Annotated in this window: 10 protein-coding genes; 7 read left to right on the forward strand and 3 right to left on the reverse strand. The window is 41.6% G+C overall.

All coding sequences use genetic code 11. The features are described from left to right. Window positions 1-3 precede the first annotated feature (3 nt). The 7 genes from cimA (at window position 4) to FZC40_RS00110 (ending at window position 9,378) form a co-directional block, all read left to right on the forward strand. Entirely contained in the window at window positions 4-1,602 is a 1,599-nt protein-coding gene (cimA, locus tag FZC40_RS00080) for a citramalate synthase (protein WP_148601915.1), read from the forward strand. A 41-nt stretch (window positions 1,603-1,643) separates the two neighbouring features. Continuing rightward, window positions 1,644-2,924, forward strand: a complete 1,281-nt coding sequence (leuC, locus tag FZC40_RS00085; protein ID WP_148601916.1) for a 3-isopropylmalate dehydratase large subunit — start codon at window positions 1,644-1,646, stop codon at window positions 2,922-2,924. Beyond that, window positions 2,921-3,409 carry a 3-isopropylmalate dehydratase small subunit gene (gene leuD / locus FZC40_RS00090; protein ID WP_148601917.1) on the forward strand — a complete coding sequence of 163 codons (489 nt, stop codon included), beginning with the start codon at window positions 2,921-2,923 and terminating at the stop codon, window positions 3,407-3,409. Before leuC ends, leuD begins: the two co-directional genes overlap by 4 nt. 49 nt (window positions 3,410-3,458) lie before the next feature. Further along, window positions 3,459-4,520, forward strand: coding sequence for a 3-isopropylmalate dehydrogenase (gene leuB, locus FZC40_RS00095; protein ID WP_148601918.1), 1,062 nt, complete (start codon window positions 3,459-3,461; stop codon window positions 4,518-4,520). 102 nt (window positions 4,521-4,622) lie between these two features. After that, on the forward strand, window positions 4,623-6,287 hold the full coding sequence (ilvD, locus tag FZC40_RS00100) for a dihydroxy-acid dehydratase (RefSeq protein ID WP_148601919.1): 1,665 nt from the start codon (window positions 4,623-4,625) through the stop codon (window positions 6,285-6,287). 46 nt (window positions 6,288-6,333) lie between these two features. Continuing rightward, on the forward strand, window positions 6,334-7,995 hold the full coding sequence (gene ilvB, locus FZC40_RS00105) for a biosynthetic-type acetolactate synthase large subunit (RefSeq protein ID WP_148601920.1): 1,662 nt from the start codon (window positions 6,334-6,336) through the stop codon (window positions 7,993-7,995). 153 nt (window positions 7,996-8,148) lie between these two features. After that, a complete protein-coding gene (locus FZC40_RS00110) occupies window positions 8,149-9,378 on the forward strand; it encodes a chloride channel protein (RefSeq protein ID WP_243135595.1) in 1,230 nt (409 codons plus the stop codon). An 8-nt stretch (window positions 9,379-9,386) separates the two neighbouring features. Here the strand turns inward: FZC40_RS00110 and FZC40_RS00115 are convergent, their stop codons facing one another. The 3 genes from FZC40_RS00115 to FZC40_RS00125 all read right to left on the reverse strand — a co-directional run bounded on the left by FZC40_RS00115 (window position 9,387) and on the right by FZC40_RS00125 (window position 12,667). Then, the gene (locus FZC40_RS00115; RefSeq protein ID WP_148601921.1) at window positions 9,387-10,628 is read right to left on the reverse strand and encodes an MFS transporter; all 1,242 of its coding nucleotides are present in this window, start codon (window positions 10,626-10,628) and stop codon (window positions 9,387-9,389) included. Window positions 10,629-10,749: 121 nt separating this feature from the next. Beyond that, window positions 10,750-11,823, reverse strand: coding sequence for an HD-GYP domain-containing protein (locus FZC40_RS00120; RefSeq protein WP_148601922.1), 1,074 nt, complete (start codon window positions 11,821-11,823; stop codon window positions 10,750-10,752). Window positions 11,824-11,911: 88 nt separating this feature from the next. Further along, window positions 11,912-12,667 (reverse strand): flagellar motor protein MotB, encoded by a 756-nt coding sequence (locus FZC40_RS00125; RefSeq protein ID WP_148601923.1) that lies wholly within the window; start codon window positions 12,665-12,667, stop codon window positions 11,912-11,914. Window positions 12,668-12,673 lie beyond the last annotated feature (6 nt).

Below are 12,673 nucleotides of genomic sequence, written 5' to 3' on the forward strand. Positions count from 1 at the left end.
GGAATGTCTGAAAAAATAATAATCTTCGACTCAACACTGAGAGATGGCGCCCAGGCAGAAGGAATTTCTTTTTCTGTTGAAGACAAAATTCGAGTTATGGAAACCCTGGATAAAATTGGGGTAGATTATATTGAAGCCGGCAATCCCGGTTCCAATCCAAAAGATATAGAATTTTTCAATCGTATCAAAGGGATGCAATTGAAACATGCCAAACTGGTTGCTTTCGGCAGCACCCGTCGCGGTGGCATTGCGGTTGAAGAAGATGCAAATCTAAAGGCGATACTGGAAACCCAAACTCCGGCAGTGGCAATTTTTGGGAAGAGCTGGACGTTTCACATTACCGATATTATTAAAACAACACTAGAAGAAAATCTGCGGATGATCGAAGAAACAATGGCTTATCTTAAGGCAAAGGGCAAAGATGTGACCTTTGATGCCGAGCATTTCTTTGATGGATACAAAAACGATCCCGTTTATGCGATTGAATCACTATTGGCGGCGCAGGCAGGTGGAGCCGATTGTCTGGCCTTGTGTGATACCAATGGCGGAACTCTTCCCGTTGAGATTCAGGAGATTGTTACCGATGTGCGAAAGAAACTGGATATTCCATTAGGCATTCATTGCCATAATGATAGTGGGGTGGCGGTGGCCAACTCCCTTATGGCGGTTCAAGCCGGTGCGAGACAGGTCCAGGGGACTTTCCTTGGGTATGGCGAACGTTGCGGTAATGCGAACTTATCCTCCATTATTCCGAATCTTCAATTGAAGCTGGGATACAATTGCTTGGCCGAAGATGAACTTTTAAAGCTGACATCATCAGCGATCCGGATTGCCGAAATTTCAAATTATATTTTGAGTGGAAGAGAACCTTTTGTTGGAAAATCCGCCTTTGCCCATAAGGGTGGAATGCACATTGATGCCGTCATGAAAAATCCGGCATCTTTTGAGCATGTTCCCCCGGAATCAGTTGGCAATGAACGGCGGATATTAATGTCTGAAGTTTCCGGCCGGAGCACCATTATTCAGCTAATTAACGAAGTGGATCCCAGCTTAACCAAAAAGTCTGAGGAAACAACTCGGGTGATGGATCGAATTAAGGAATTGGAATACCAGGGCTATCAATTTGAAGGAGCCGAAAGCAGTGTAAAACTCTTGATTCGCAAGGAACTTGGTAAATACAAACCGTTTTTCACACTGGAAGACTTCAAAACGATTGGCGAACAGCCACATACGAAAGAAGGCCTTAGTTCTTCGGCCGTGGTTAAAATCAATGTTGATGGACAATCCGAAATCAATGCAGCTGAAGGTGATGGACCGGTGAATGCCTTGGACAAGGCATTGAGAAAAGCTCTGGAAGTGTTTTTTCCCAAAATAAGCGAGGTTCGGTTGACCGACTTTAAAGTTCGGGTCATCGATTCGAAAGCGGCCACTGCTTCAAAAGTACGGGTCCTTATCGAAAGTTCCGATGGCGTCGATATCTGGACAAATGTCGGTGTTTCTACGGACGTTATTGAGGCTAGTCTGATCGCCCTTATTGATTCCATTGAGTATAAACTTTTAAACGATATGGAACGCAAGCTGAAAGAATATAAATTAATGTAAATTGAAACAATTTTTTCGAAATTAGAAGGAGATGAGTGACATTGGGAATGACGATGACTCAGAAAATATTAGCAGCCCATGCCGGGTTGAACGAGGTAAAACCAGGAGATTTAATCATGGCAGATTTGGACCTGGTGTTGGGAAATGATATTACAGCACCAGTAGCGATTGATGTATTTGAAGGTATCAATGCTGAAACGGTATTTGATAAAGATAAGATAGTGCTGGTTCCAGATCATTTTGCTCCAAATAAAGATATTAAAGCAGCAGAACAATGTAAAAAGATGAGACTATTTGCGAAAAAACATGACATCACAAACTATTTTGAAATTGGCCAAATGGGCGTGGAACATGCACTTCTTCCTGAAAAAGGACTGGTGGTTGCCGGCGATTTGGTTATCGGTGCAGATTCCCATACTTGTACTTACGGTGCCTTGGGAGCTTTTTCAACCGGTGTCGGCAGCACCGATATGGCGGCTGGCATGGCAACGGGAAAAGCTTGGTTTAAAGTTCCCGCAGCAATAAAATTTGTGCTCAAAGGAAAATTTAATAAGTACGTTTCAGGTAAAGATTTAATTCTTCATATCATTGGCATGATTGGCGTGGACGGCGCTCTTTACAAATCCATGGAATTTGTTGGCGAAGGAATTGCAAATCTTAGGATGGATGATCGTTTCACCATTGCAAACATGGCGATTGAAGCTGGTGCGAAGAATGGCATCTTTATTGTGGATGAGCAAACCATTGAGTATATAACCGCGCATTCTCAGAAAGAATACACGGTTTATGCAGCCGATGACGATGCCGAATACGATAAGATCATCGAAATTGATTTATCAACGATTAAACCCACTGTTGCTTTTCCTCATTTGCCTGAAAACACCAGGACAACAGATGAAATCACTGAACCTGTTTATATTGATCAAGTGGTTATCGGATCTTGTACGAATGGCCGATTGTCAGATTTTGCGAAAGCAGCAAAGATTTTTGAGGGACATAAGGTTGCTAAAGGCATTCGCACAATCATTATTCCCGCAACCCAGAAAATTTATTTACAGTGTATGGAACTTGGCTATTTTAAAACTTTTGTCGAAGCAGGAGCCACGGTGAGTGCACCAACTTGTGGACCTTGTTTAGGCGGTCATATGGGTATCCTTGCTAGTGGTGAACGTTGTGTTTCCACTACGAACCGAAATTTTGTTGGACGGATGGGTCATGTGGACTCAGAAGTATATTTGGCAAATCCTGAGGTAGCAGCAGCTTCTGCTATTTTAGGCCGGATTGCAGATCCAACGGAATTATCGAAAAAGGAGAAATTATGAAAGCTAAAGGAAAAGTATTCAGATACGGAAATAATGTTGATACCGACGTCATTATTCCAGCACGTTACCTTAATACCAGTGACCCCAAAGAATTAGCGGAACATTGCATGGAAGATATCGATGCCGATTTTGTCAAGAATGTTAAAAAAGGGGACATCATTGTCGCAGATAAGAATTTTGGATGCGGTTCTTCCCGAGAACACGCCCCCCTTGCCATTAAAACGGCCGGGATTGCTTGTGTCATTGCCGCCGATTTTGCCCGCATCTTTTATCGAAATTCAATTAATATTGGGTTACCCATTTTGGAATGTCCTGAAGCAGTGGCCAATATTGAAGCGGGTGATGAAGTGGCAGTGGATTTCGCTACGGGTATCATTACCAATGTTACGAAAAGCAAAACCTTCCAGGGGCAGGCATTCCCTGAGTTTATGCAAAACCTGATTGCCGTCGGCGGTCTGGTTAACAGCATTAACAAAAAATTATAAAAATAAAGACGAAAAAAATCAATCAAAAACGAAAATAGGAGAATTATACATGAATTATAAAATAGCTGTTATTCCAGGTGATGGAATCGGCCCTGAAATTGTAGGGGCCAGTACCAAAGTACTTGACAAAATTGGCGAAAAATTTAACCATTCCTTTGATTATACTAAAGTTCTTGCCGGTGGGGTTGCCATTGATACTTGTGATACGCCATTACCGCAGGAAACTATTGATATCTGTAAAGCAAGCGATGCGGTTTTACTTGGTGCACTTGGCGGTCCTAAATGGGACAATCTTCCTGGCGACAAACGTCCTGAAGCCGGATTATTAGGAATAAGAAAAGCCCTGGGTCTTTATGCAAACCTGCGCCCCGCCATTCTGTATGAAGAATTAAAGGCATCCTGTCCGTTAAAACCGGAAATTGTTGGCGATGAATTGGACCTGATGGTTGTTCGTGAATTGACGGGAGGTATTTATTTTGGCGAAAAAGGCCAGGACGGTGACAATGCCGCCTGGGATGTTATGAAATATACCAGACCGGAAGTGCTGCGGATTGCCCGAAAAGCTTTTGAAATTGCCATGAAACGGAATAAAAAAGTAACTAATGTTGACAAAGCCAATGTTCTTGGCGTCTCTCGTTTCTGGAGAAGTATTGTTTTAGAAGTTGCCAAAGATTTTCCGAAAGTCGAATTGAATCATTTATATGTAGATAACGCTGCGATGCAATTAGTCATCAATCCCAAGCAATTTGATGTTATTGTGACAAGCAATCTGTTTGGAGACATTCTGTCCGATGAAGCCAGCATGATTACCGGTTCCATCGGAATGCTGCCATCAGCCAGTTTGTCAGATGGAAAATTTGGTATGTATGAACCGATCCACGGTTCAGCTCCCGATATTGCCGGTCAGGATATTGCCAATCCAATCGCGACAATTATTTCCGTGGCGATGATGCTGCGTTTCTCTTTGGATTTAACTGAAGAAGCAGATCTCATTGAAGCGGCTGTAAAGAAAACATTGTCTCAAGGATATCGTACTGCTGATATTTATTCCGAAGGAATGAAAAAGGTCGGAACGGTTGAAATGGGTCAACGCATTATTGAAAATCTCTAAGACGATATAAATAATTCTTTAATTGATAATTGAGTTAACCGGTAAGGTGAAAGAGGCTTTAATGTAAGCCGCGTTATTTTTAACATTGTGAAAGGATATCAAATGAAAAGTGATCAAGTAAAAAAAGGAGTAGAAACGACTCCGCAACGTTCATTATTTAAGGCCATGGGTTATATTGATGAAGAGCTTGAACAACCACTGATTGGGGTTGTTAATTCATTCAATGAAATCGTTCCAGGACATATCCATCTGAATACGATCACCAAAGCGGTTAAAGAAGGAGTGCGAATGGGTGGCGGAACGCCCATTGAATTTCCTTCAATAGCGGTTTGTGACGGGATTGCCATGGGACATAGCGGAATGAAGTATTCTCTGGCTTCCCGAGAACTCATTGCGGATTCCATCGAAGTCATGGCGACTGCCCATGCTTTAGATGCATTAGTGCTGATTCCTAATTGCGATAAAATAATTCCTGGCATGCTCATGGCCGCCGCACGGTTAAATATTCCTGCCGTTGTTGTCAGTGGCGGAGCCATGTTAACCGGTAAGGCATTTGGACAGAAAGACCAGGATTTGAATACAGCGTTTGAAGCGGTTGGTGCATTTAATGCCGGAAAAATTGATGAATCCGGATTAAAGTCGTTTGAAGATTCGGTTTGTCCCGGATGTGGTTCCTGTTCCGGCATGTTTACTGCCAACAGCATGAACTGCCTTACGGAAGTATTGGGAATGGGACTGCCAGGAAATGGGACGATCCCAGCTGTTTTTGCGGAACGAATTCGGCTGGCAAAAAAAGCCGGAATTCAGGTTATGGAGCTGTTGAAACGAGATATTAAACCGCGAGATATTTTAACGGAAGCCAATTTTAAAAACGCTTTGACCTGCGATATGGCGATGGGCGGTTCGACTAACAGTATTCTCCATTTACCAGCCATTGCAAATGAAGCTGGAGTCATTATCGATTTACAGGAAGTGAATGAAATTTCTGCAAAAACGCCTCATTTATGCAAATTGGCGCCTTCTGGAGATCATCATATTGAAGATCTTTATTATGCTGGGGGAATTCAGGGGATGATGAAGACCCTGGCTGATGGGAATCTCATTGATGACACACTTCTGACTGTGACCGGTAAAACCATCGCCGAAAATCTTGTTGGGGTGACGGTTAAGAATCCTAATGTTATTCACCCTTTGGATAATCCTTACAGCAAAACAGGTGGATTAGCCGTGTTATTTGGTAATATGGCACCTGATGGCTGCGTGGTGAAACAGGCAGCGGTTGCACCGGAAATGCTTACCCACGAAGGTCCGGCAAGAGTTTATAATTCAGAAGAGGATGCAACGACCGCGATTCGCGGCGGAAAAATCAAGAAGGGCGACGTCATCGTCATCCGTTATGAAGGTCCTAAGGGCGGTCCGGGAATGCGCGAAATGTTATTTCCGACATCCGCCATTGCCGGAATGGGTTTAGATAAAGATGTGGCATTGATTACCGATGGTCGATTCTCTGGTGCTACCCGCGGGGCCAGTATTGGACATGTCTCTCCAGAAGCCGCCGCCGGTGGGGTCATCGGTCTTATTGAAGAAGGCGATCGCATCAGTATTGATATACCGGGCCGCTCGATTAAACTGAATGTGAGTGATGAAGTCCTGGCTAAACGTAAAGCCGCCTGGATACCGCTTGAACCTAAGATTAAAACTGGTTATCTGGCACGTTACGGGAAACTGGTAACCTCTGCATCAACGGGCGCGGTATTTGAAAAATAAATAAGACCAAATTATAAATGAATGTTATTAGGAAGGAAGTGAAAATTTGGAAGAGAAAAATTTGTTAATGGGATCAGAAATAACCGTTCGTTGTTTGGAAGAACAAGGGATAAAGCATGTTTTTTCATTTCCTGGTGGGGTTGTTATTCCCTTGTTTGATGCCTTTTACCGAATGGATCATAATATTACTGAAATTGGCCCCTGTCATGAACAAAATGGGGTCCATGCAGCGGATGGTTATGCCAGAACCAGTGACACGGTGGGGGTTGCGATTACAACCTCCGGACCGGGGGCAACAAATGCTGTGACCGGTATTGCCAATGCCTATATGGATTCCGTGCCTTTGGTTGTTATAACCGGACAGGTTGCTACGCCGCTTCTGGGTAAGGACTCTTTTCAGGAAATTGATATTACCAGTGTCACCATGCAGATTACCAAGCATAATTATTTGGTCACCAATGTTGCAGATTTAGCGGAAACCATTCGGGAAGCATTTGTGATTGCCCAATCCGGACGGCCAGGTCCGGTTGTTATTGATATCCCCAAAGATATATTCACGTCAAAAACCGAATATGAATGGAAAGATATTCCGAAACTGAAACCGGCGTATCCAGAAATTGATCAGTCCAAAATTGTAGAAGCAATTGCCGCCATCAATGCGGCTAAAAACCCTATGATCTATACGGGTGGGGGTGTTTTAAAATCAAAAGCACATCAGGAGCTGTTGGCTTTTGCTGAAAAATCCGGGATCCCGGTTGCAAATTCACTGATGGGGTTAGGCGGCATTCCCAGAGATCATCATCTGTCCATGGGGATGGTTGGCATGCATGGCTTTCAGGAAACCAATATGGCGGTAATCAATTCGGATTTGCTGATTGGTATTGGTGCGCGGTTTAGTGATCGTGTAACTGGAAACTGCGAGGCTTTTGTAAGAAATAAAAAATTGATCCACATTGATGTGGATCCAACGGAATTTGCAAAAAATGTGAAAACAGACATTGCCATTCATGGAAATATTAAAGATGTTCTGCCATTGATTACCAAAGGAATAGCGGAAAAGACCTATCCGGAATGGTATGAAAAAATTAAGAGTTGGGCGATCCCGTATTGTCCAAAGGACAATTATAATCCTAAAAGTATTATTAATGCCATTAATGCTGCTTATCCGGAGGCCTTTGTGGTTACTGAAGTTGGTCAACATCAAATGTGGGTGGGCCAATATTGGAACGTCAAACGTCCGGCTCAGCTTGTTACCTCTGGTGGTCTAGGCACCATGGGTTTTGGTCTGGGGGCTTCCATCGGCGTTCAGCTGGCAAATCATGACAGCGATGTCATTCTGATTGCCGGAGATGGCAGTTTTCGCATGAACTGTCAGGAATTGATCACCGTGAGCAAGTATCAAATCCCCTTAAAAATCTTCCTTTTTGACAATGAAGCTTTGGGGATGGTTCGCCAGTGGCAAAAGTTGTTTAATGAAAAACGCTATGCACAAACGGATATTGTTCAATGTACCGATTATTTGATGTTAGCGGCTGCCAGTGGCATACCTGGATATAAGGTAACCAACTTGGAAGAACTGAAAAATGTTCTGACAATAATTAAAGATAAAGAAGGCCCATTATTGGTTCATATTAAAATTTCCAATGAAGAAGGCGTTTATCCGATTGTTCCGGCCGGATGTGCCATTGATGAAATATATTACGAATAGTTAAATTAAAAAGACAAACCTGAATTTTGGGGTTTGTCTTTTATTTTTGCGGCAGTCCGGGGAGGCTTTTATTAAAGCATCCTTAAACCATTACATTGATTATAATAAATAGAAAAGATATAATATATTTAATACTAAAAACGGGAGGTTGCGGTGGGGATTAAACTAAAAAAGATATTAATTATGAGTTTCTTTGTAGCCTTATTGGGCGGCGTTGTCGGCGGGGTTACATGGATATTGCTGTATATTATGGATCTAGGTATTGGCTTTGTCTGGGAGTTTGTACCAACTCATGTAAATTTTACCCTTTATCCGGTTGTTATTTGTGCCCTCGGCGGGGCGCTCATCGGCATCTGGTCAAAGCGATTTGGACCGTATCCTCATGAAATGAGTGAAATTATGGTTGAGGTTAAAAAAGGCAATAAAGTACCATATAATAATATTCCGGTTGTGGCAGTTGCCGCCTTATTGCCTTTGATTTTTGGCGGAAGTATTGGACCCGAAGCCGGGCTGACCGGTGTGATTGTGGGTTTGTGTTTTTGGTTTTCAGATCGCTTTGAATTTATCTTTTCTGAGGTTGAAGAGCTGGCTCAAATTGGGATGGCGGCTACCGTTGGTGTCATATTTGGTTCCCCTTTATTTGCTTTTGCGAATCAGATTGAGGATGAAACCAAGCCCACTGTGATTCCTAAAAACACAAAAATATTCATGTATTTTGTTGGAATTCTTGGGGGCTTTGGCGCTTTAAACCTGTTAACCAGTATCTTTGGAGGAGGCATGGGCTTAGGGCGCTTTCCGGCCATTGAGAGCGTATCTGGAGGTGAGTGGCTGGCAGCCATTCCTTTGGCATTGATTGGTGTGATTGCCGGAATGATTTATTTTGTTTTCCAACGTGTTATGAAAGTAATTGTGAGGCCTTTAAATAAATATATCATCCTAAAAACCATCCTGGGAGGAATGATTCTTGGCGGAGTGGGGATATTTCTGCCATATACCATGTTTGCCGGTGAACAGCAAATGACCGTTGTGATGAACTCATGGCAGAGTATCGGTTTTGGCGTGCTGCTCCTGACTGGCGCAGTGAAATTACTGATGGGAAACATTTGTGTTGAAATGGGCTGGCGCGGTGGTAATATCTTTCCAACAATTTTTTCAGGGGTTGCCATAGGTTATGCCTGTGCCCTTGTGATTCCAATTGATCCTGTTTTTTGTGTGGCAGTCGTGACAGCCGCGTTAACAGCTACAATTATGCGAAAGCCGATGGCAGTTATCTTCCTGCTGCTTATTTGTTTCCCGATTAACGGAATTATTCCAATGACGATCGGTGCTGTTATCGGTGCTGCTATTCCATTGCCAAAATGGAGAAAAATGGGAAAAGCGTAAAATTCAGTTTACCGATTCTTTTCGGTTGCCAGCGACTTGTTTTTAATAATTGAAAAACTGCATAAAGTCATCAGAATTCCGGTAATGATGAGCAAAAATTCAATGGGAATATAATCAGCCATTGGGCCGAAGATAAGCATACCCAGAGGGAGTGCGGTGGTCCCAATAAGCTGTAAAATGCTGAAAATACGTCCTTGAATATCAGCCTCAACCTGTTCCTGCAACAGTACGGTAGTTGGTACTGAAAAAAACGGAATTGCTAAACCGGATGCAAAAATAAATAGTAAATAGAGAATAAAATTTGGAGCTAATCCCATGGCCGCAATTGCGAGACCGAAGGCGAAAGATCCGACTGAAACAGTTTTGATTCGACGGTTATAACCGCCCCAGATTGTGATGATGATTCCGCCAAACATTGTGCCGCCACTGAAAAAAATTTCATTGAATGTTAATCGCCATATCTCACCTCCGTAAAGGCGGGTAATGAGAAGCGGTGTTAAAAAAGCCGCCGGAGTGATAAAAAACATGATCAGGGCATAGTAAATAAAAAGAGTCTTGATAAACTGGTCATGATGAATGACTTTCAGCCCTTCTTTTAAATCAGATAAGACAGAGGCTGCTTTTTTTTCCAGAGCTTTGGAATGAATCGGAATGGGAATGAGAAATAGAATTCCCACAGCAATCATCGCAGTGACGATATCAATAAGAAAAGTATATTCAAGGGGAAAAACAGTAAGTAAACCGCCACTGATGGCAGGAGCGACAATAAAGGTTAGGGATTGAATGCTGCCATTGATCCCATTGATTTTCATCAATTTATTTTCTGGAACGAGTTGAGGAATCAGCGCATTAACGGCTGGGGATTGGATTCCGGCCCCAAATGAGCGAATGCCCGAAACTAAAAAAAGCAGCCAGAGCTCCTGATAACCCATAAAAAAAAGAATTGCCAGAACGAGTGTTGCCAGTGAAATGAGGGCATCGGCCAGGATTATCAAGTATTTTCGATGATAGCGGTCAGCCCAGACGCCGGCAAAAAGAGATACTAAAATTTGGGGGAGAAAGCTGCACAAGGTAGAAATAGTCATCATAAAACCGGAAGCAGTCGTTAGAGTTACATACCAAATAATGGCATAGGCTACAATAGAAGAGCCAAACAGGGAAATGGTTTGACTGGTAAGAAAAAGGATGATTTGACGAAGGCTATATGAATTATTACGATTAATACGGGGATCATTATTGAGTACTGTCATCATAACTCCTTTTTTGAGATGGTATGATTATGTTTCCGAAGATTCTATCGTAATTTAAAAGAATGTAAAATAAAAAAACCCAAGTTCTACCTAGGGTTATTGAAGCAATTTAGTGTTTTTTCTATAGTTCAATCACTTTGGTGATGGTCACATTAAGAAACTGTTTATCTGCTAAATTTATATCATACATTTTAACATCTTGATTTCCATTCTTATAAATCCTGATTTTAGGTCTCATACAGTAGTTTTCATAATTTTCAGTGACAATACCGGATAAACCATTGCTCAATTCCACACAAGTTCCGGTCGGATAGGGGGCGATTTTTTTAATGAAAATATTGACCAGCTCAGGATCAAAAAGAATTTCGGAATTTCCCATAATGTATTCGATCACTTCCGAAGGTATAATTGCTTTTCGGTAGGATCGGTCGGAAGTCATCGCATCATAAACATCTGCAATGGCGATGATGCGGCCAAACAATGAAATATTTTCGCCCATTTTACTGTTTGGATAGCCTCCGCCTTCATATTTTTCATGATGTTCAAGAATTCCCAGTTTGGAAGACTGATTCATATTGAATTCTTTTTTTATATAGTCATAACCATACTGACTGTGCTTTTTAATTTCACCAAACTCATTATTGGTTAGTGCACCGTTTTTGAGTAGAATATCTTTATCAACAAATATTTTTCCGATATCGTGTAATATGGCACCAATACCAAGATCACTCAATACTTGTTTTTTTAAACCCATGGATACGCCCAGCACAATTGATAAAACGGCAACGTTGACAGAATGAAAATAAGTATAGTCATCAAAGACTTTTAAATCGATCATGTTAACCATGGTACTTTTATTATTCAAAATTTCGTCAACAATGGTTTCAATTTGATTCTGCATTTCGGTGAAGCTCTGCTTTGTTATTGTATTTGTATTTTCAGCGCAAATGAATACATCTTTAACACAACTAACAGTATGAGCCTTAATACGATCATCGATAATATTTGCAATTTCTAAATCTCTTGATACAGCATCCTCCACATAGATACCATTATAATTAAGATTTCCGATTCTACGGATATATTCTTGTGTCAGGACAACGTCTTGTGCCAGTACCAGTTCTCCGTTTTTACCCCAAAGGTTATTACCTAGGGTCATTCCTTCTCGCAAGCAAGATGTCGGTACAAATCTCATAAAGTGGGCCTCTCTTTCAATTTACAATAGTATAGGTATAATGAAGTCTATGTTTACATTTCAGGGCAAAATATAGTTAGTGTGATAACTAATGAACTGCTTCAGTGGCATTAAAATCTGTTCTTAATATGACAATATCAACTCTTCTGTTTTTAGATCGTCCGTCTTCGGTATCATTTGTTGCCACCGGTCGATATTCCCCGTAGCCGATGGCACTGATCTTTTCTGAAGGGAAACCGGAATTTGTTACAATTAGATCTAGAACTTTTGAAGCACGCATGACAGAAAGATCCCAATTATTGCTGTAGATGCTATTTTGTATAGGTACATTATCAGTATAACCTTCGATTCGGACATAATTATCCACCGTTTTTAAAATTCCTCCGAGATCGGTTAAAATATTCACCGTTTCAGGTTTTATCGCTGTGCTTCCGGAATCAAACAGGACATAATCTTTAAAGGTAATCCAGACACCGATATCACCCATGTTTACGGTAACCTGATTTTGAAGACCTTTTTCGGTGATTAATGTGTTTACTAAATTAACAATATTTTGAAGATCTTCTTCTACTGTATTTCCTTGATCAGCAGTTGCATTGTTCGCAGTTGTCGTAATACCGGCAAGCATTTCCTCAGGACTGCCTTGTTGTGCGCCGGCAATGCTCTGCTGATCACCAGCCAGGGCAGAATTGAGTGATTTTGCCAATGCTTCATATTTTTGTTGGTCAACATTACTCATGGAATACAGAAGTACAAAAAAAACAAAGAGTAATGTAATAAAATCTAGGTAAGAGAGCATCCATCGCTCGCTGTTGTCTTTTTCCGGTTCTTCTTGGTGTTTCATTGATTA

Source organism: Acetobacterium tundrae (assembly GCF_008086615.1).
Lineage (GTDB): Bacteria > Bacillota > Clostridia > Eubacteriales > Eubacteriaceae > Acetobacterium > Acetobacterium tundrae.

What these genes read in the sequence shown, in the direction of transcription:
- ilvD (WP_148601919.1), top strand. Translation starts at nt 4,623, where the DNA reads ATGAAAAGTGATCAAGTAAAAAAAGGAGTAGAAACGACTCCGCAACGT.
- FZC40_RS00120 (WP_148601922.1), bottom strand. Translation starts at nt 11,823, where the DNA reads ATGAGATTTGTACCGACATCTTGCTTGCGAGAAGGAATGACCCTAGGT.
- leuD (WP_148601917.1), top strand. Translation starts at nt 2,921, where the DNA reads ATGAAAGCTAAAGGAAAAGTATTCAGATACGGAAATAATGTTGATACC.
- cimA (WP_148601915.1), top strand. Translation starts at nt 4, where the DNA reads ATGTCTGAAAAAATAATAATCTTCGACTCAACACTGAGAGATGGCGCC.
- FZC40_RS00125 (WP_148601923.1), bottom strand. Translation starts at nt 12,667, where the DNA reads ATGAAACACCAAGAAGAACCGGAAAAAGACAACAGCGAGCGATGGATG.
- leuB (WP_148601918.1), top strand. Translation starts at nt 3,459, where the DNA reads ATGAATTATAAAATAGCTGTTATTCCAGGTGATGGAATCGGCCCTGAA.
- FZC40_RS00115 (WP_148601921.1), bottom strand. Translation starts at nt 10,628, where the DNA reads ATGACAGTACTCAATAATGATCCCCGTATTAATCGTAATAATTCATAT.